Annotated in this window: 15 protein-coding genes, 1 tRNA gene and 1 pseudogene; 5 read left to right on the top strand and 12 right to left on the bottom strand. The window is 69.6% G+C overall.

The window, feature by feature from the left end; translation table 11 throughout:
• Positions 1–573 (bottom strand): annotated as a pseudogene (locus tag ACFYXM_RS14740) (ribonuclease E/G); the annotation flags it as partial.
• 232 nt (positions 574–805) lie between these two features.
• On the bottom strand, positions 806–1588 hold the full coding sequence (locus tag ACFYXM_RS14735; RefSeq protein WP_389289376.1) for a TIGR03936 family radical SAM-associated protein: 783 nt from the start codon (positions 1586–1588) through the stop codon (positions 806–808).
• 509 nt (positions 1589–2097) lie between these two features.
• Between ACFYXM_RS14735 and ACFYXM_RS14730 the strand changes: the two genes are divergently transcribed.
• From ACFYXM_RS14730 to ACFYXM_RS14710, 5 genes are all read left to right on the top strand, one after another.
• Positions 2098–2172: transfer RNA gene (locus ACFYXM_RS14730), tRNA-Trp, on the top strand.
• A gap of 167 nt (positions 2173–2339) precedes the next feature.
• The gene (locus ACFYXM_RS14725; RefSeq protein ID WP_389289375.1) at positions 2340–3914 is read left to right on the top strand and encodes a recombinase family protein; all 1575 of its coding nucleotides are present in this window, start codon (positions 2340–2342) and stop codon (positions 3912–3914) included.
• 137 nt (positions 3915–4051) lie between these two features.
• On the top strand, positions 4052–4222 hold the full coding sequence (locus tag ACFYXM_RS14720; protein WP_389289374.1) for a hypothetical protein: 171 nt from the start codon (positions 4052–4054) through the stop codon (positions 4220–4222).
• A gap of 100 nt (positions 4223–4322) precedes the next feature.
• Positions 4323–4682, top strand: coding sequence for a hypothetical protein (locus ACFYXM_RS14715; protein ID WP_389289373.1), 360 nt, complete (start codon positions 4323–4325; stop codon positions 4680–4682).
• Between the two features lie 923 nt (positions 4683–5605).
• Positions 5606–6439 (top strand): recombinase family protein, encoded by an 834-nt coding sequence (locus ACFYXM_RS14710; protein ID WP_389289372.1) that lies wholly within the window; start codon positions 5606–5608, stop codon positions 6437–6439.
• Positions 6440–6503: 64 nt separating this feature from the next.
• Here ACFYXM_RS14710 and ACFYXM_RS14705 read toward each other — a convergent pair whose 3' ends face one another.
• From ACFYXM_RS14705 to mreC, 10 genes are all read right to left on the bottom strand, one after another.
• Positions 6504–6968 carry a hypothetical protein gene (locus ACFYXM_RS14705; protein ID WP_389289371.1) on the bottom strand — a complete coding sequence of 155 codons (465 nt, stop codon included), beginning with the start codon at positions 6966–6968 and terminating at the stop codon, positions 6504–6506.
• 80 nt (positions 6969–7048) lie between these two features.
• Positions 7049–7273 carry a DUF397 domain-containing protein gene (locus ACFYXM_RS14700; protein ID WP_136230793.1) on the bottom strand — a complete coding sequence of 75 codons (225 nt, stop codon included), beginning with the start codon at positions 7271–7273 and terminating at the stop codon, positions 7049–7051.
• A gap of 789 nt (positions 7274–8062) precedes the next feature.
• Entirely contained in the window at positions 8063–8911 is an 849-nt protein-coding gene (locus ACFYXM_RS14695) for a helix-turn-helix domain-containing protein (RefSeq protein WP_389289370.1), read from the bottom strand.
• A gap of 18 nt (positions 8912–8929) precedes the next feature.
• Positions 8930–9454 (bottom strand): DUF6879 family protein, encoded by a 525-nt coding sequence (locus ACFYXM_RS14690; RefSeq protein WP_389289369.1) that lies wholly within the window; start codon positions 9452–9454, stop codon positions 8930–8932.
• A 567-nt stretch (positions 9455–10021) separates the two neighbouring features.
• Positions 10022–11947 carry a TIGR03960 family B12-binding radical SAM protein gene (locus tag ACFYXM_RS14685; protein ID WP_389289368.1) on the bottom strand — a complete coding sequence of 642 codons (1926 nt, stop codon included), beginning with the start codon at positions 11945–11947 and terminating at the stop codon, positions 10022–10024.
• Between the two features lie 130 nt (positions 11948–12077).
• Complete coding sequence (locus ACFYXM_RS14680) at positions 12078–13781, bottom strand: CHAD domain-containing protein (RefSeq protein ID WP_389289367.1); 1704 nt, start codon at positions 13779–13781, stop codon at positions 12078–12080.
• Between the two features lie 60 nt (positions 13782–13841).
• The gene (gene rodA / locus ACFYXM_RS14675; RefSeq protein WP_389289366.1) at positions 13842–15032 is read right to left on the bottom strand and encodes a rod shape-determining protein RodA; all 1191 of its coding nucleotides are present in this window, start codon (positions 15030–15032) and stop codon (positions 13842–13844) included.
• The gene (gene mrdA / locus ACFYXM_RS14670; protein ID WP_389289365.1) at positions 15032–17197 is read right to left on the bottom strand and encodes a penicillin-binding protein 2; all 2166 of its coding nucleotides are present in this window, start codon (positions 17195–17197) and stop codon (positions 15032–15034) included. The genes rodA and mrdA overlap by 1 nt, the downstream gene beginning before the upstream one ends.
• Positions 17198–17399: 202 nt before the next feature.
• Positions 17400–18047: a rod shape-determining protein MreD gene (mreD, locus tag ACFYXM_RS14665; protein WP_389289364.1), complete on the bottom strand. Its 648-nt coding sequence runs from the start codon at positions 18045–18047 to the stop codon at positions 17400–17402.
• 11 nt (positions 18048–18058) lie between these two features.
• Positions 18059–19102: a rod shape-determining protein MreC gene (gene mreC / locus ACFYXM_RS14660; protein ID WP_389289363.1), complete on the bottom strand. Its 1044-nt coding sequence runs from the start codon at positions 19100–19102 to the stop codon at positions 18059–18061.
• Positions 19103–19204: the final 102 nt, after the last annotated feature.

Below are 19204 nucleotides of genomic sequence, written 5' to 3'. Positions count from 1 at the left end.
CTTCGGCGAACCCGCCGGAGACGTCGCCTTACGCACAGCACGACGACGAGGACGGACCGGAGCCGCCTCCACGACCTCCGGCGCGGCCTCGGCCACCCCCTCGGCCTGCCCCTCGACGATCTCGACAGGCCCGACCGCCTTCGGCGAACCCGCCGGAGACGTCGCCTTACGCACAGCACGACGACGAGGACGGACCGGAGCCGCCTCCACGACCTCCGGCGCGGCCTCGGCCACCTCCTCGGCCTGCCCCTCGACGATCTCGACGGGCTCGACCGCCTTCGGCGAACCCGCCGGAGACGTCGCCTTACGGACAGCACGACGACGAGGACGCGCGGGCGGCGCGGCCTCCGGCTCCGGGGTGCTGTCGGTCTCGGCGGTGGCGATGTCGGTCACCATGACGTCGACGGCCGTTATGGCCGGGGCGTCGACGTCCTGCGTCTCCGTCACCGGCGGACCGGCCGGGCAGGACGCGGCGCGGCGCCTGCGGCGCGGCGGCAGCTTGTCGCCGGGTGCGTTGTTCTCTTCGATGTTCTCGATGTTCCCGGTCGTGCCGGGTTCGTTGGCCTGGGGCATGCGGGCGTTTCTCCCGTCAGGCTCCCGGGCGCCGCGTCTGGTTCCGGTCCGTCGCGGTTCGCGTGATGTGCGCGATACCGCCGTCCGGGGCGCGGGCGCCGCACGGGAGCTCGGTGTCTGGCTCGCCGGTTCCGTACGCGAGGTGCGCACGGCCTGGCGAAAGTCTTATTGGTCATCGCGCGGTCCGACCCAGGTGGCTCCCGAGTCTCAGGGCTGCGCTGCAACGACCGCCTTACGCGGAACCTGCACCTTCCGGCGCCGTCGCGACAGCGGTCCCGACGGCCGTGGGTGGGGCGGCCGGGGCTGCCTCGCGGTCGGGCGCGAGCGGGTCGGTCACCGTGCCGGACTCCTCGTCGAAGAGCCCCTGCGCCAGCCTGGTCACCGCTACCGGGACCGGCGGCGCCAGGTCGGCCACAACGCGGAGACCGGACAGGACGTCGTCAGGTCGGACGGCAGGTGTCACGTGCCGAACAACCAGCCGCAGTATCGCACAGGGCCTGCCCTCGGACCCATCAGGCAGGGAATCGAGGACCCGCAGGTCGACCACGGCGGCGCGGGCGTCGAAGGTCCGCACGCCGTTCTTCGCCCGGCGCTGCACCTCGACGATCTCCGCCCCGTTGAAGGCGTCCACGGCCGCGGTCGCCTCCTCGACGGGAACCCCGTCGAGACGCAGCTCCCACACGGAGGCGGCCAGCCGCTCGGCCAGACCCGACGTACGGACCTCCACGGCGTCGACGACATCGAGGCCGTCCGGCAGCGAAGCGTCGAGCAGTTCACGCAGAACGGCCGGGTCCCGCGCCTCGGTGAGGGCGATCTCCAGGAACTCGGCCTCGCTGCCCGTGCCGGTGGGGGCAGCATTGGCGTACGACACCTTCGGGTGCGGGGTGAACCCTGCCGAGTAGGCCATGGGCACCTCGGAACGGCGCAGTGCCCGCTCGAAGGCGCGCTGGAAGTCGCGGTGACTGGTGAACCGGAGGCGGCCGCGCTTGGTGTAGCGCAGTCGGATGCGCTGCACCGCCGGTGCGGGCGGCGGGCCTTCGGGCTGTCGCTTGCCCAGTGGTTCTTCTCCTCGGTGCGGGGCGGACGCGGTGGCATGCCGCCCACGAAATGCGGGGTGGCCCGGGGTGTCCGTCCGGCTCACGCCCGCTCGGTGGTCTGTCCTCCGAGCGGGGAGATCTCTGGTGCGGGCGCCGCGCTGGGCACAGTCGTTGCAATACCCAGAGTACGCGCAAGGCCGCTCCCGGGTTCCCAGGGCTCGGGCGCCCCCGCTCCGCCGACTGCCGTCGGCAGGCGTCACGGAGCTCCGGAACCCCTCTCCCCGCACCGCGCGCCCCACCGCTCCCGGCCCTCCGCCGGGCACCCGCGCGGCCGGAACCCCGACCCGCCCGGCACCGGGCCAGGGCCCGATGCCGGGCCCGACGGCGGGCGCGGATCCGGGCCTGGACCCGAGGACCGAGCGCGGTCCCCGGTCACGGCCACGCCCCCGGATTCGTGTCATGTACGGGCTACGCTGTCGGCCCGGGCGGGGCCGTAGCGCAGAGGTCGTCGCGCGCGGTCTCCAAAACCGCGAGGACGCCGGTTCGAATCCGGCCGGTCCCGTCCGCGCCGTCCTCCGGTCGCCCGTCCGACAGCCTTCGTCGGACGGCGTCGCGCTGCTTCCGCTACTTCTTCACCATCAGTGGCAGCAGCTTCTTGCCGGTCTGGATGCTGGTGTCCATCTGAGGGCAGATGGACACAGGGCTACATCCATACATACGCTCCGGCCCATGAAGACGTATGCCGTCGAGACCGAGTGGACTGCCTCAGACCTGGCCCTCTTGGAGGACCTGAAGAAGGCGGAGGCTCTACTCCCTGCGGACGCTCCGCGCGCCCTGCTGTCCATCCGTCTGTCCGTTCTTACGGAAGACACGACGTCGCCGGTACGGCAGGAGCTGGACCTCCGCCTCCTGGCCAGAGAGAAGGGGTGCCGCGTCGTCGGCATCGCCTCTGATCTCAACGTGTCGGCGACGAAGGTTCCGCCGTGGAAGCGGAAGGAGCTGGGCGAGTGGCTCAACAACCGTGCCCCGGAGTTCGATGTCCTGCTCTTCTGGAAGCTCGACAGGTTCATCCGCCGCATGTCGGATCTCTCGACCATGATCGAGTGGTGCGAGCGGTACGGGAAGAACCTCGTGTCAAAGAACGACAGCATCGACCTCGAAACGGCTGTCGGCCGGATGGTGGTCACGCTCATCGGGGGCATCGCCGAGATCGAGGCGGCGAACACGTCGACACGGGTCGCGTCGCTGTGGGACTACACGCGGACTCAGGACGCGTGGTTCGTCGGCAAGCCTGCGTACGGTTTCGTCACCACGAAGGCGAACGGAAAGCCCTCCCTTGCCATCGAGCCGAACGCACACAAGGCACTGCACTGGGCTCGCCGCATGGCGCTTCGGGGAGTGTCTGCCCGGCGCATGGCTCGGTGCCTCGTCCGCTCCGGGCTCATGTCCCCAGGGCTCACTACCTCGACTCTCCTCCGGCGCCTCCGTAACCCGGCGCTCATGGGCTACCGGGTGGAGGAGAACAAGAACGGCGGCGTACGCCGCTCGAAGCTGATACTCGGACACGACGGCAAGCCGATCAGGGTGGCCGATCCCATCTTCACCAAAGAGGAGTACGACGAACTCCAGGAGGCCATCGACCGGCGCGGCAAGAACCAACCCCAGCGCCAGACGCACGGCGCGACGCAGTTCCTGGGAGTCCTTACCTGTGTCGACTGCACGTCGAACATGACCGTGCACGTCACGACCAACAAGTTCGGCCAGTACCAGTACCTCCGGTGCCAGAAGTGCAAGAGCGGCGGGCTCGGCGCACCCGATCCACAGGGTGTGTACGACGTGCTCGTGAATGACGTGCTGAGAGTCCTCGGCGACTTTCCCGTACAGGTTCGGGAGTACGCGCAGGGGGCGGAGGCTCGGGCCGAGGTGAAGCGACTCGAAGAGGCCATCGCCTACTACATGACGGGCCTGGAGCCGGGAGGCCGCTACAGGAAGACGCGGTTCACTCAGGAGCAGGCGGAGAAGACGCTCGACAAGCTCACCGACGAACTGAGCGTGATCGACCCCGACACCACGCAGGACCGCTGGACGCTCGTCCACAACGGGAAGACGTTCCGCGAGGTGTGGGAGTCGGGAGGCATGGAAGCCATGGCCGAGGATCTGCGCCGCGTCGGCGTCACCTGCGAGGTGACTCGGACCAGGGTCAAGGGCGTGCGCGCTCCGTCCGTGCACCTACGGCTGAAGATCCCTCGCGATGTGCGCGAGCGTCTCGTCATCAAGGGCGACGAGTTCGCCGCCAAGCTCTGACGGACCCGCGCCCCTGCCCTGTCTCGCCTGCCGCGAGAAGGGCGGGGGTTCCTCCGATCAGGTTGACGACCGAACAACCTGCCGTGTAAGAAGATCCTCCCGCTCCTTCGAGGAGCGGACACCGTAGCTCCCGCCGTGTGACGGCGGTAGAGCTGGCCACTCCGCGAAGGGGCCGCCATCCCAAGGGGCTGGCAGGGGAAGCCAAGGGCACCCCGAAGCGCAGGACGGTACTGCGCGACTTCCACTCACCCGCCGAGGCACAGCTACGCGCTGCCCTCGGCCGCCGCCAGGAGGTCGCCACCCCTTGAACATCACCATCGAAATCGTCTGGACCTGTGAGGTCTGCGCATCACCGCTCGCCGACGGGGAGCCGCACCACGACTGCGCCGGCGCCGAGGCGACCGGCCGATGAGTACGAGCAGCATCGACTTCGGACAGGGCCGCACCTGGGGCGGCGTCTCCCAACAGGAGTACCAGCGGATGGCCCGAGACCCCCGGCACCCGCTCGCCTACCGCATCCACTTCGCAGCCCTCGGGTGGGCCGACCGCCAGGGACACGCAAGCTTTGGTCCCGGCAAGCTCGCAGCACTGCTGGGCAAGGAGGGCATGCCCCTGTCCGATCAGAGCACGAACAACGCTCTGGCCCGCGCCAGGCAACTCGCCCTTGTCTCTCCCCGGTCGGGGGCCGCTTGCCTGCTCCTCCCCTACCACCTCTTCCAGAAGAGGAAGGGCGCACCGGTACCGTGCCGCCTTCACCTCGACCGGTGACTACTGCATCCGTCGCGTGTAGCCAGCACACGCCTCCCGTGTAGCTGGTCGGCACCTCACCTGCGGAAACGTTCGTCTCCTCTCTCTTCTTTTTGTCCTCACAGTTGCGGCCCCGAAGGGGCCGACAGAGGAAGGCATCTTCGACCTACGACAAGCGAAGTGGGGGGCGCGGCAGCGCCCCAAGTGGCAGGCACCGGCGAAGCAGTAAGCAGCATGGGCGGCCGGACGGCCGCTACAGTCCGAAGCCTCTACGGCAGAGCGGCCCCGAAGGGGGCCGACAGGCGCAAGCCCAAGGGGGCGCTGCCGCGCCCCACAGGACGTAAGGCTCCATTCTGTGCACTCCTCCGCCGTCGCCAAGGAGGCAGCGCAAGCCTGTGACCAGGCGCTACGCCGCCGCCGACTGGAGTACAGGCCAGCCAGAGAGACCCTGAAACCGTGGCACGATCTTGGCCGGTATGACATGGCGGTCCGGCAAGGACCCCTCGGGGGGTCATACCCCCACCCCCTTCGCCGTTGCCCTGGTCAGCGTGACCCTTGCCCTTGCCTCCGCCGTTGGCGGCTTGCCCATGCCAGACGGCAGGCGAACGGCCGTGCGCTTCCTTGTGAGGCCGACAGGCCGCAAGCCTCGCGGGGGACGAGAGCGAAGCGGCAGGCTGGCAGACAGGCGCACAGCCGCTCGACAGGACAGGCAGTCAGTCAGGGCAGAGGCAGGCCGGAGACGGGGCGCACCAGCGCCCCACCGAGCAGGAGCACCAGGGCCACGACGACCCCGCGAGAGGCCGTCTCACAAACCTTCGTTTTCGGGACGAGCGGGCCACGCTCGGAGCGTGTCCGTTTCACCCCGACCCAACCGTCCCGAAACCCGTCCCGAAAGATCACCCTCACCGCTGGCTTTCGGGACACGTTTATGAGACGGTCTCGTCATGACCACGAACACCCCGGCCGCACAGGTCGAACGCCACGACTGCCCGAAGTGCGAAGCCCCCGCCGGTAGCCCCTGCCGTACGACCACGGGCAGGGTGGCAGCGAACTACCACACGGGCCGCTTCGCCCTGGTGCCCGCGCTCAAGGCGGAACTGACCGTGAAGACTCCGACCGACCGCAACCCCGGTAAGGCGTGGACGGAGGGCGCTCCCGTTCCGCAGGCACCCGACGCGATACCGGGCGCAGCGATCCGGTTGGGCTACGCCCGTTGCTCCACGGTCGGGCAGGAACTCCAGTCTCAGTTGGACATGCTCGCCCGTGCCGACTGCACCCGCGTGTTCTCGGAGAAGATCAGTACCCGTGTGAAGGAGCGGCCGGAGCTTGAGAAGGCGCTCACGCTGGCACGGGAGATCAAGGCAGCCGCACCGAATCAGCCGGTCATCCTGACCGTGGTCGAGATGAAGCGTCTCGCCCGCAGTGCGTCAGAGCTGATGACTCTGTCTTCCACCCTTCAGGCGGACGGCATCCAACTGGAACTCCTGTCCGGTCCGCTTCAGGGTGTGTACGACCCGAACGGGGCAGGTGCCATCGTGTTCGCCGTCCTTGCCGTGAGTGCCGAGGTGGAGCGGGAAGGCATCCGGGAGAAGACGTTGGAAGGGCTGGAAGCTGCGGCCCGTAAGGGCAACGTCGGGGGGCGTCCGTCCGTCGTGGACGATGACACCTTGGCCGTAGCCCGTGCCCGGCACGCCAAGGGAGACAGCGTCACAGCCATCGCAAAGGCCCTGGGAATCGGTCGCGCCACGCTGTACCGCCACCTGGGAGAGAGCGCCTGAGACAGGCGCACACGGACGCAGACAGGCCCTCGGCATACGCCGGGGGCCGCTGTCATGCACTGGCCTACTGGGCGGGACAGGGCAGGTCCGGAGCGGAGCGGTTTGGCGAGCACGTCACCAGAGCAACGGAGTGGAAGACAGTGCCCTTCAGGTAGTGGCCGAGGGATACATCTCCTCCCCACGTCAACCGCTCGACCGCGCCCTTCACCAGGAGAACCAGCCTGGTCACTTCCCGATCCTGCTCAGAGGCGAACCGGGGTGCGAACTCTGCGAGCTGAAGGCCCAGCCACTCGCCGGCCTCCTTGGGCTCCTCCCACGTCCCCCGGATCATCGAGGGCGGTTTCATCAGCCAGTGCGCCGTCTGGATCGGAGGGAGGTCGGTAGTCGGGAAGACTGCCACGGCTTCCCGGTACCGGTCGTGCACCTCTTGCTCACTGGTGGCCGCCGGAGCCTGGCCGGGCGGTCTGCGGACGCTCTCCTTGTCGAACGTCTTCTTCTCCCCCACCCATGCGTAACCGTGGTGGTGCACCTCTGCTCCGTTCCGAGAGATGACGACGGCCCCGCCCGTCGGCGTGAGGGCGGGGCCGTCAGTTCAGGTGGTGCCGTCGATCAGGCGGAGAGGTCGAAGCGGGCGGGGTCGATGCCCGCAGCGTCCAGCTCGGCCGTGGTGAAGCGCAGCGGCTCGGCGTTCGGGCGCTTGCTGTCACCCATGGCCCATGCGTCCGGCCCGATCTTCGCGAGCGTCACGCACGCCTCCCCGTCCGGGTGGGTACTGCCGCCGCACGCCTTCGAGAACTCGGCTCCCTCGATGGGGAGCCCGTACAGGTCGGTCATCGTTGTGCCCTTCCTGATCTGCTGACGGCCCGGACAGGGCCGTCCCCCGCCCGTAGCGGACGGAAGTCTTGGAGTGGATGCCCCGGCTTCCCTGAGTCCGGAGCGATGCCCTCACCGCCCAGGGCGGCACTCCAGTGAAGGAGCGGACCGGGGGGAGAACCTGAGCACGTCAACTCAGAGGGGACACATCCTGTCCCTGTTCAAGCCTTGTCCGGTCGGGGGTCTACCTGTCTCCCGCAGGGAGGGCGGCGGGGACAGGGTTCTGTGAACGGCTCATCGAGCCGAGGGCACCCGCAGCGCCTCTGCGATCTGCTCGACCGCGTCAGCGCGGATCATCCCGAGATGGACGTACGCCTGCCCGGTGTGTGTCACCACGGGCCGGACGCTGCTCCACGCGGACTCGGGAACCCCGAGCGCAGCGAGTGCCGCACGTATGGACTCCGTCGCGTCCGTCGCCTGAGCTCTGGCGTCCCTCCACGTCTGCATGTCCATCAGTGGCCGGTCCCGTGCATCCGAAGCAGGATGTTGCAGTCAGCGACCGTGGTGCTGTCGTGCTCCATCCCGGCCGCCTTCCGGAGCTGGCCGAGCCGCGCGCACTCGGGGCACCCGGGTACTGGACGGGGCGCAGGGCGCTCCTCCCGGAGCGGCAGCTCCACCGGCACTTCCTGCCATCGCGTGGGTTCTGTCCTCGTCACCGTCGCGCCCTCCCTGTCGCTTCCGAGGTCGATGAACAGACCGTAGGGAGCGGGGTCGTGAGGGGTCCACGCTGTTGCACGCGGTTGCACGGATTCACCCGAGGGCGGCGAGAGCCTTCGTGATCAGGGCGCGGGCTTCGGCTCCGCGCACGGCGGATCGGGACAGCTCGGAGAAGGCCCGGAGGTACGTACGGATCTCGCCGGGCGTGGTCAGGTTGATCTCTGCGGTGAGAGTCTCCACCGCCACCTGTTGATCGTCGAAGGCGTAGAAGGCTTCGAGCGGCCAGACGGTACGGCGGGCCCGTGCGGGGATGATGCCGAGGGATACGTTCTGCTGCCCCATGACCGAGAGCACGTGTTCAAGCTGGGCCGCCATCGCGGCATCGTCGCTCACCCGGTAGTAGAGAACCGTCTCTTCGAGCACCAGGGCGAACCGATGGTCCCCTTCCCGGATCACGCGGGACCGTTGGGCCCGAGCCTGCACGGCGTCCGCCACGTCGTCCGGTGTCCCCTGAAAGGCCGTGATGGACCGTAGGAGCCCTGTCGCGTAGCCGGGGGTCTGGAGCATCCCCGGCATGACGTTCGAGGCGTACACGCGAAAGGAGCGGGTCCGCTGGTACAGCGGGACGGTCTGCTCATGGATGCGCCGCATCCCGTCACGGTGGATCTGCCGCCACTCGACGTACATCGACTCTGCGTTTCGGGACGCAGCGATCAGATCGGCCGCGTGATCGTCGGCCCCGCAGGCAGCGCACCAGGCACGGATGTCTGCGTCCGAGGGTGGCGTCTTGCCCCGCGCGATCCGGGATGACTTCGACTTGTGCCAGCCGCACAGAGCGGCCAGCTCATGCCCTGTCAGGCCAGCGTCTTGCATGAGGCCCTGCAAGCGGGCAGCCACAGCGGCTCGTGCCGCTTGGGCGCTGGAGAGTGGAGAGGAAGGCATGAGCTGACCGGTCAGGAATCAGACGGCGTACTTCTCGTGCGGGATGGCTCGCTCCCACACCGCTTCGAACGCCGACGCGCACAGATCAACTGCGGCAGGGTCTTCCGTCTGGTCAGTGTGGACCCACCGGCCGACGCCGTCGAAGACGTTGAACTGGACAAGGCGGCCGTCGAACAGCCAGAAGTCGTTGCCCGGCAGGGCAAGGTCCGAGGCGTTGCGACGGGGCAGCCAACGGATCTGCTCTCCGGCCGCCACGTTCGTAAAGGTGCCCGAGTGCTCGAAGGCGATGTAATCGCTGACCGGCTCCGAGACGATGCGGGCACGTCGGATGACCACGCCCTTGGCCGTGACCTCCTGAACGAGGTCGAGCCAGGGACGCCACCACGAACCCCGGTCCTCAGGGTCGAGCCGGCGCCCTTGCTTCCACGCGGCGAAGCCTTCGATCTCGTTCTCGACGCCGTACGTGTCGCGCATCTCAAGATGCACGGCTGACTCCTGCACTGACCTGATGAGGTCAGAGAAGTCAGTCAGACTCTGCGACACGGAGCGCCTCCCTGAGAAGCGGGATCATCCGCTTCGGAACCCTGATCACCGACTCGTGCCCGGGGATCGGCACATCTCGCGAGCTCTCGCCCGTGGTCCGCTCGTCTGCTGTCCACCCCTGGATCACAAGATCCTTCGACTCCTGGTCCACCCACACAGCGGGTGATCCGTGATCTCCGGACTCGGGATCTTTACCGACGAACCGTAAGGCCATGGTGTCCCTCCCTGTCGAGCGCGTTGCGCCTGGTTGCACGACCTTCACTCTGTCGGAACCTGCGGGTCAAGAGGGCGTGTTCACCCCGATGCGACCCGATGCTGTCCATCGGCGCCACGCAGAAGGCGCCCGGACCCTTACGGCCCGGACGCCTCTCGTCAGCTACACCCACTCGACCGCCGAGACGATGTCCGGATCTTGCCGAGGAGCAGGGAGCGGCGTTCGCCGCACAGGGCGGGAAGCCTGCTCACGCTCCTTCGTCCCGAGCCCTCGAAGGATCTCGGTACGCTCCGCCTCGCTCATGCCAGCGAGCGTCTCAGCCATCCTCTGGACAGCATCGCCGCTGGTCACGGCTACTTCTTGACCTCAAGCGGGAGCAGCTTCTTACCCGTCGGTCCTACTTGTGGCCATGTGTCGAACTGAGGACAGACGCCGCAGTCGAAGCACGGCGTCCAACGGCAGTCCTCGACCTCGGTCTCGTCGAGCGCGTCCTGCCAGTCCTCCCAGAGCCAGTCCTTGTCCAGGCCCGAGTCCAGGTGGTCCCAGGGCAGGACCTCCTCGTAGCTGCGCTCACGGGTGGTGTACCAGTCGACGTCCACGCCGTACTCGGGCAGCGTCTTCCCGGCGGCGATCATCCAGCGGTCGAAGCTGAAGTACTCGCGCCAGCCGTCGAAGCGGCCGCCGGACTCGTAGACCGCGCGGATGACGGAACCGACGCGGCGGTCGCCCCGCGAGAGCAGGCCCTCGACAATGCCGGGCTTGCCGTCGTGGTAGCGGAAACCGATGGAACGGCCGTACTTCTTGTCGCCGCGGATCTTGTCGCGGAGCTTGGCCAGCCGGGCGTCGGTCTCCTCGGCGCTCAGCTGCGGGGCCCACTGGAACGGGGTGTGCGGCTTGGGCACGAAACCGCCGATGGAGACCGTGCAGCGGATGTCGTTCTGGCCGGAGACCTCGCGGCCCTTGGCGATCACGTTGACCGCCATGTCACCGATCTGGAGGACGTCCTCGTCGGTCTCGGTGGGCAGCCCGCACATGAAGTACAGCTTCACCTGGCGCCAGCCGTTGCCGTAGGCGGTGGCGACCGTGCGGATCAGGTCCTCCTCCGAGACCATCTTGTTGATGACCTTGCGCATCCGCTCGGAGCCGCCCTCGGGGGCGAAGGTGAGTCCGGAGCGGCGGCCGTTGCGGGTCAGCTCGTTGGCCAGGTCCACGTTGAACGCGTCGACGCGGGTGGAGGGCAGCGAGAGGCCGACCTTGTCGTCCTCGTACCGGTCGGCGAGGCCCTTGGCGATGTCGCCGATCTCGGTGTGGTCGGCGGAGGACAGCGAGAGCAGCCCGACCTCCTCGAAGCCGGTCGCCCTGAGCCCCTTCTCGACCATCTCGCCGATGCCGGTGATGCTTCGCTCCCGCACGGGGCGCGTGATCATGCCGGCCTGGCAGAAACGGCAGCCACGGGTGCAGCCGCGGAAGATCTCGACGGACATCCGCTCGTGGACGGTCTCGGCGAGGGGAACGAGGGGCTGCTTCGGGTACGGCCACTCGTCGAGGTCCATCACCGTGTGCTTCGACACCCGCCACGGCACGCCCGACCTGTTGGGCACGACACGGCCGATGCGCCCGTCCGGGAGGTACTCGACGTCGTAGAAGCCCGGGACGTACACGCCGCCGGTCTTCGCGAGACGGAAGAGGATCTCCTCGCGCCCGCCGGGGCGGCCCTCGGCCTTCCAGGCGCGGACGATGTCGGTGATCTCCAGCACGGCCTGCTCGCCGTCACCGATCACCGCGCAGTCGATGAACTCCGCGATCGGCTCCGGGTTGAACGCGGCGTGGCCGCCGGCCAGCACGATCGGGTCGTCGACGGTGCGGTCCCGGGCCTCCAGCGGGATGCCCGCGAGGTCCAGCGCGGCGAGCATGTTGGTGTAGCCGAGCTCGGTGGAGAAGCTCAGCCCGAAGACGTCGAACGCCTTGACCGGCCGGTGGCTGTCCACCGTGAACTGCGGGACCCGGTGCTCGCGCATCAGCTCTTCGAGGTCCGGCCACACGCTGTACGTGCGCTCGGCGAGGACGCCCTCGCGCTCGTTGAGCACCTCGTACAGGATCATGACGCCCTGATTGGGGAGCCCGACCTCGTACGCGTCCGGGTACATCAGCGCCCAGCGGACGTCGCATTCGTCCCACGGCTTGACGGTGGAGTTCAGCTCACCGCCGACGTACTGGATGGGCTTCTGCACATGCGGGAGCAGAGCTTCGAGCTGTGGGAAGACCGAATCGACAGACATCGCGAACTTTCGAGAGCCGGCAAGGGTGACCATCCAGCGTACCCCGGCGTCCGGTCTCCCAGTGCCCTCCGCCGAGCGCCCCGCGGCCCGCTCCGCCCGCCTCTCCCCCGTCCGCTCCGGCTCGCCCCGCTCAGCCTCCCAGGGCCCTGCGCACCTTCGGTCTCGCGGCCCGCTCCCACACCGCCGGAAGCTGCCGCTCCTCCTCGGCGGCCGTCGCCTCCTCCCGCCCGTGGAGCAGCCCCCAGGTGAACCCCTGCTCACCCGCCGCATGCGCCTGGACGGCCAGGTTCCGCAGGGCGTCACGGGCCACCACGCTGTCCTGGTGGTCCCCGAGAAGGGTCTGCACGGCCTTCATCCGCGAGGCGAACCGCCGGGCCGGCTTGCCCAGCGCGGGGCGGGCCGCCTCCGCCGCGTAGCGGGCGCGCTTGGCTGCCTTGCGGGCGTCGTGCAGGGCGAGGTTCCGGTCGTGGCCGGGCGGAAGCTCCAGGGCGTGGCCGACGCGGGCCGCGAGGCGCCCGTACTCCTTGAGCACGGCGCGGGACAGCGCGCGCCCGGGGGCGTGGGACGCGGCGGACCGCAGCGGCGGGTCGGCGAGCAGGGCGTCGAGGCGGTTCAGCAGGGCCAGGTACCGATCGCCGTCGAGCACCTCGACGGTGGCCCGCCGGGAACCGCCCCGGCGGGCCCCCGACCAGATCCGCAGCCGGGCGCGGACGGGCCCGAGGACCAGGGTGCGGGGCAGGGTGTCCAGGGCCGCGCGCAGCCGGGCGTCGAGGACCTCCTGGTCGCGGTCGATCCCGAGCTCGGCGGCCAGCCATTTCAGCTCGTCGCCGATGGGGTCGGTGACGCCGCGGTCGAGGATCCTGCGGTACGTCCGCAGCGCGCTGCGGAACCTGCGGGTGGCGACCCGCATCTGGTGCACGGAGTCGGGGAGGTCGCGGCGCACGGCCGGGTCGAGGGCGGCGATGGCCTCGGCCTGGGCGCGGAGGTACGCGAGGACGTGATCGCCCGCGGTGACGGGTCCGGCGCCCTCCCGGGTGCCCGGAGCGGTCCCTTCGCGTGCCTTGTCCTTCCGGACGCCCGGAACGGTCTCGACGGCTTCCCGGCGTGCGGTGTCCTCCTGGGAGTCCGTCCGGGCCCCCCGGAGCGCGGCCCGCCCGTCCTCGGTCCCCCGCTCGTCTCCTGTCCCCCGCCCGTTTCCCGGGTCCGTCTCGGCGAGCGCGCGCGCCGCCTTGGACGGGGCCGCGGACGGGCGGACGCCCGCCTTGCGCAGCCGCTTCTCGACGGCGTCGAGGAGGGCGGGGTCGGTGCCGTCGGCCAGTTCGACCTCGATCTCGGTCCAGACGGCCGTGCCGCCACGGCCGGGCCGCCCTCCGGGCTGCTGTCCGGCCTCGCCGCCGATCAGCCGTTCGGCATGCACGGTGTCGACGGAGACCTCGGCGAGCGACGACCCGTCGGCGCCGGTCAGGCGGTGGACGTCGCGGGCGGTGCGCAGCCGGACGACGGGGACGAGCGCGCCGTCGCGCACCCGGGAGCGGACCAGTCCGGCCAGGGAGCGCGGCAGGGTGTCGGAGAGCGGTTCGCGCAGCTCGTCGCGGATGCCGGAGGCGACCGGGAACTTGAGGTGCCACCCGGCGTCGTCGCCTCCGGTGCGGCGGCGCAGGGTGATGGAAGCGGCCGCGAGCCGGAGGTCCTCGGTGTCGTAGTAGACGGCGTCCAGTTCGCCGACGCCCTGGTGGACGACGGACGAGACCCCGGCCACCCGGCTCAGATCGGGGAGCCGGGTCTCCGCGGTGGCTTCGTACTTGCGCTCGATCTCACGCTTCGAGTCCGCCATAGACCGAATCTAGCGCTCCGGCCGGGAAGGTTCACCGGCTCGGAGCCTGCCGGGTGGCTCTCAGGCGCTTATCGGCCGCTGCACCCTGATCGACTGGAGCAGCCCGACGGCGACCCAGACGGCGAACATCGAGGACCCCCCGTACGACACGAACGGCAGCGGGAGCCCGGCGACCGGCATGATGCCGAGCGTCATCCCGATGTTCTCGAACGACTGGAAGGCGAACCAGGAGATGATCCCGGCGGCGACGATCGTGCCGTACAGCTCGCTGGTCTCGCGGGCGATCCGGCAGGCGCGCCACAGGACGACGCCGAGCAGCACGAGGATCAGCCCGGCGCCGAGGAAGCCGAGTTCCTCGCCCGCGACGGTGAAGACGAAGTCGGTCTGCTGCTCGGGGACGAACTGGCCGGTGGTCTGGGTGCCCTGGAACAGGCCCGTTCCGGTGAGACCGCCGGAGCCGATCGCGATGCGGGCCTGGTTGGTGTTGTAGCCGACGCCCGCGGGGTCGAGCGCCGGGTTGGCGAAGGCCGCGAAACGAGCGATCTGGTACTCGTCGAGCAGACCGAGCTGCCAGACCGCGACCGCACCGGCCACACCCGTGCCGAGCAGGCCGAACACCCAGCGGTTGGAGGCGCCGGAGGCGAGCAGCACCCCGAGCACGATGACGGCCATGACCATCACGGAGCCCAGGTCTGGCATCCCCATCACGATCGCCATCGGCACGGCCGCCAGGCCCAGCGCCTTGGCGACGGTCCGGTGGTCCGGGTGGAGATGGTCGCCCGCGTCGACGCGCTCGGCGAGCAGCATCGCCATGATCAGGATGATGGTGATCTTGGTGAACTCGGACGGCTGGATGGAGAAGCCGCCGCCGATGATGATCCAGGCGTGCGCGCCGTTGACGGTGGCACCGAGCGGGGTGAGGACCGCCAGCACGAAGAGCACCGAGACGCCGTAGAGGATCGGCACGGCGCCGCGCAGGGTGCGGTGGCCGAGCCAGATCGTGCCGACCATGAGGGCGAAGCCGATGCCCGTGTTGAGGGCGTGCCGGAGCAGGAAGTAGTACGGGTCGCCGTGGGTGAGCGAGTCCCGTCCCCGGGTCGCCGACCAGACGAGCAGCGAGCCGATGAACGAGAGCGCGAGCGCGGACCCGAGCAGCGGCCAGTCGAGCCGGCGGACGACGGAGTCACGGGCGAGGAGCTTGCCCCAGGCGGAGCGTTCGGGGGTGTAGCGCGAGACGGAGAAGCCGGCCATCAGTCGCGCCTCCCCAGGACGGCCGCGAGGGTCTGTTCCTGCGCGGGCTTCTGCGAGGCGGGGTTGTAGGGCTTGATCTCCGGGGCTTCGATGGAACCGTCCGACTGGATCTTCGGCAGGGACTTCTGCGGCGTGGGCAGCAGCGCCTTCTTCAGGTCCTGCTTGCCGGAGTCGTCGAGGCCGTAGATGGCGTCGTAGATGTTGCGCACGGCGGGCCCGGACGCGCCGGAGCCGGTGCCGCCCTGGGAGATCGTCATGACGATCGAGTAGTCCTTGGTGTACGTGGCGAACCAGGAGGTCGTCTGCTTGCCGTAGACCTCCGCCGTGCCCGTCTTGGCGTGCATCGGGATCTTGTCCTGCGGCCAGCCGCCGAACCGCCAGGCGGCCGAGCCCCGGGTCGCGACTCCCGCGAGGGCTTCGTCTATCTCGTCGCGGGTCTTGCCTGTGAACGGCAGCTTGCCGTGCGACTTGGGCTTGATCTCCTCGACGCTCTTGCCGTCGCCGCTGACGATCGCCTTGCCGACGGTGGGGTCGTAGAGGGTGCCGCCGTTGGAGATCGCGGCGTAGATGGTGGCCATCTGGATCGGGGTGACGAGGGTGTCGCCCTGCCCGATCGAGTAGTTCACGGAGTCACCGGCGCGCATCCTGTCGCCTTCGAGGCAGTTCTCGTACGCGATCTTCTCGACGTACGAGCCGTCCTTCTTGCCCTGCTTGCACCAGGCGTCCTTGTTCGCCTCGTAGAACTTCTGCTTCCACTGGCGGTCGGGGACGCGGCCGGTGACCTCGTTGGGGAGGTCGATGCCGGTCTCCTTGCCGAGGCCGAACTGGTGGGCGGTCTTGTAGAACCAGTCCTTGGGGTTCTTCTTCGGCTTGGTGCCGCCGTCCTTCTGCCACTCCTTGTGCGCGATGCCGTAGTAGACGGTGTCGCAGGAGACCTCCAGGGCGCGGCCGATGGTGATGTCGCCGTAGCCCTGGGACTCGAAGTTCTTGAAGACCTGCCCGCCGATGCTGTACGAGCTGGGGCAGGGGTAGTGGCCGTCGAAGGGGTAACCGGCGTTGACCGCCGCGGTCGAGGAGACGACCTTGAAGATCGAGCCGGGGGCGGCCTGCCCCTGGATGGCCCGGTTCAGCAGCGGGAAGTTGGACTTGGGGCCGGTGAGCTTGGCGTAGTCCTTGGCGGAGATGCCGCCGACCCAGGAGTTGGGGTCGTAGTTGGGCAGCGAGGCCATTGCCACGACGCGCCCGGTCTTCGCCTCCATGACGACGACGGCGCCGGAGTCGGCCTTGTAGTTCTCGCCGGTGTTCTTGTCGAACGACTGGCGGGCCGTCTTCATGGCCTCGTTGAGCTCGTACTCGGCGACGGCCTGGACCCGGGCGTCGATGGAGGTGACGACGGAGGAGCCGGGCTGCGCCTCGTCGTTCTTGGCCTCGCCGATGACCCGGCCGAGGTTGTCCACCTCGTAGCGGGTGACCCCGGCCTTTCCGCGCAGTTCCTTGTCGTAGGTGCGTTCCAGGCCGGAGCGGCCCACCTGGTCGGAGCGCAGGTACGGGGAGTCGGTGTCCTGGGCCTTGTTGATCTCCTCGTCGGTGACCGGCGAGAGGTAGCCGAGGACCTGGGCGGTGTTGGCCTTGCCGGGCGCGGGGTAGCGGCGCACGGCGGTGGGTTCGGCGGTGATGCCGGGGAAGTCCTCGGCGCGCTCGCGGATCGTGAGGGCCTGCTGGGTGGTGGCCTCGTCGGTGATCGGGATCGGCTGGTAGGGCGACCCGTTCCAGCAGGGCTGGGGCGTCTTCGCGTCGCAGAGCCGCACCTTGTCCATGACCTCGCGGGGCTTCATGTCGAGGACGCCCGCGAGCCGGGTCAGCACGTCCTCGCCCTCGTCCTTCATCTTCATCAGCTCGGTGCGGCTCGCGGAGACGACCAGCCGGGTCTCGTTGTCGGCGAGGGGCACGCCGCGCGCGTCGAGGATGGAGCCGCGGACGGCGGGCTGCACGACCTGCTGGACGTGGTTGCTCTTCGCCTCGTCGCTGTACTCCTGGCCGTTGCGGATCTGGAGGTACCAGAGCCGCCCGCCGAGGGTGAACAGCAGCGAGAACACGAGGACCTGGATGACGACGAGACGGATCTGGACCCTGGGGGTCCGGCCGGTCTCGGGGATGTTGCTCACGAGGCGCCCCCGAGGGTGGTCGGGCTGGAGATGCGGTGCGGGCCGCTGTGACGGGACGGGCCGGGGGTACGGGACCGGGCGTGGGACGGGCCCGGGGCGCGGGACGGGGTACGGGACGGGCCGGGGGTGCCGGATGTGCCGGGGGTACGGGGCGCGCCCGGGACACGGTTCGCGCCCGGGGTGCCCGCCCGGTGGTGCGGCCTCACAGTCGCTTGACTCCCTTGATCCGTCCGGTGCGTGTGGCCCTGACGCGCAGTCCGCCGCGCTGGTCGCCGACCCGCAGCCCGGTGCCCGAGGCCAGCCATCCGGAGGACACGTCGCCGCCGCCGGACGCCTCGGCGACCGGGTCGTTCACGGTCCGTCTGGCGATGGCCATGATCAGCGGGACGGTGAACGGGGCGAGCAGCAGGTCGTAGAGGGCGGCGGTGAACAGCAGGCTGCCGAGGCCCACGTGACGGGCCGCCGTGTCCCCGACGAGCGCGCCGACCAGCGCGTACAGCAGGGTCGAGCCGATCGCCGCGCCGACGACCGCGACCATCGGCACGGCGGCCGACCTGAGCTGCCCGTTCTCCGGCTTGACCAGTCCGGCGAGGTAGCCGATGACGCAGAGGACCAGGGCGTAGCGCCCGGCGGCGTGGTCGGCGGGCGGTGCCAGGTCGGCGAGGAGGCCCGCGCCGAAGCCGATCAGGGCCCCGCTGGTGTGTCCGTACACGAAGGCCAGGGCGAGGACGACGAGGAGCAGCAGATCGGGCACGGCGCCGGGGAGCTGGAGGCGGGCGAGCACCGAGACCTGGACGACGAGCGCCACCACGACCAGGACGGTGGAGAGCAGAATCCGGTTCAGACGCATGGGGATCGGCGCTACCTCTGCTCGTCGTCCGCGGCGGTGCGGGCGCCCGGGCTGCCGCTCGGGTCGGGGCCGCCGCTCGGGTCGGGGCTCTCGTGGATGTTGCCGACGACGTTGCCGTCGGTGTCGACGATGTCGCCGTTGGGCGAGATCGTCACGGTGACGGTCGGCGTGGGCTTCGGCTTGGCGGGCTTGGCCGGGGCCTTCGGCAGGACCATGTCGCGGGGGTCCTCGCGCGGGGCCTGGACGACGACGCCGACGATGTCGAGCTTGGTGAACCCGACGTACGGGCGGACGTAGACGGTACGGGTCAGGCCGCCGCCGGACGGGTCGACGCGGACGACCTCGCCGACCGGGACGCCGGGCACGAACGGCTTGCCCTTGCTGGATCCGAAGGTGACCAGGCGGTCGCCCTTCTTCACCTTGGCCTTGCCGTTGAGGAACTGGACCGACAGCGGCCGGGAGCCCTGGCCGGTGGCGAAGCCCAGTTCGTCGGTCTTCTCCATGCGGGTGCCGACGGTGAAGTCGGGGTCGTTGGCGAGGAGCACCGTGGCGGTCTCCGGGCCGACGGTGGTGACCCGGCCGACGAGCCCGTCGCCGTTGATGACGGTCATGTCGCGCCGGATGCCGTCACGGGAGCCCGCGTCGATGGTGATCGTCCAGGAGAAGCCCTGGGCGGCTCCTATGGCGATGACCTCGGCGGCCTTGATGCCGTACTGCCCGGTGGCCGACTTCTTGAGCAACTTGTCGAGCTCGCGGACCCGGTTGCGGTTGCGGTCGTCGCTGCCGAGCGCGGTCTTGAGCGCGGCGTTCTGGCGCTCAAGCTCGGCGATCCGGTTGTGCCGGGTGCCGGAGTCGCGCACCGCCCCTATGGCGTTGCCCACCGGATCGACGGCGGCCGCGACGCCGTTCTCGACCGGGCCGAAGACGGCGGCGGCGGCCCGCCTGGCGCCGTCCACCGGTGATCCCTCGCCGCCTCGGATGTCCACCGTGATCAATGCGAACGCGATGGCGATCAGCAGCACCAGGAGCAGCCGGCTCTCTCGTGTGTCCCTCACGTGCGGCGGCCGTGCCTTCCTCGTCGGAATGTTCGTGCCTGTATATCAGCGATCCGCCGTACGGAACTCAGGGGGCCGTACGACGGACTGCCGGGTTGTCCA

The organism is Streptomyces sp. NPDC002476 (genome assembly GCF_042889785.1).
Lineage (GTDB): Bacteria > Actinomycetota > Actinomycetes > Streptomycetales > Streptomycetaceae > Streptomyces.
Note: the sequence above shows the minus strand (reverse complement) of the source record. Positions and strands in the feature narration are given on the sequence as shown.

Bases quoted from the DNA above. Each gene is read 5' to 3' on its own strand.
- ACFYXM_RS14725 (WP_389289375.1), top strand. From the start codon at position 2,340: ATGAAGACGTATGCCGTCGAGACCGAGTGGACTGCCTCAGACCTGGCC.
- ACFYXM_RS14715 (WP_389289373.1), top strand. From the start codon at position 4,323: ATGAGTACGAGCAGCATCGACTTCGGACAGGGCCGCACCTGGGGCGGC.
- ACFYXM_RS14710 (WP_389289372.1), top strand. From the start codon at position 5,606: ATGACCACGAACACCCCGGCCGCACAGGTCGAACGCCACGACTGCCCG.
- ACFYXM_RS14700 (WP_136230793.1), bottom strand. From the start codon at position 7,273: ATGACCGACCTGTACGGGCTCCCCATCGAGGGAGCCGAGTTCTCGAAG.
- ACFYXM_RS14695 (WP_389289370.1), bottom strand. From the start codon at position 8,911: ATGCCTTCCTCTCCACTCTCCAGCGCCCAAGCGGCACGAGCCGCTGTG.
- ACFYXM_RS14685 (WP_389289368.1), bottom strand. From the start codon at position 11,947: ATGTCTGTCGATTCGGTCTTCCCACAGCTCGAAGCTCTGCTCCCGCAT.
- ACFYXM_RS14680 (WP_389289367.1), bottom strand. From the start codon at position 13,781: ATGGCGGACTCGAAGCGTGAGATCGAGCGCAAGTACGAAGCCACCGCG.
- rodA (WP_389289366.1), bottom strand. From the start codon at position 15,032: ATGGCCGGCTTCTCCGTCTCGCGCTACACCCCCGAACGCTCCGCCTGG.
- mreD (WP_389289364.1), bottom strand. From the start codon at position 18,047: ATGCGTCTGAACCGGATTCTGCTCTCCACCGTCCTGGTCGTGGTGGCG.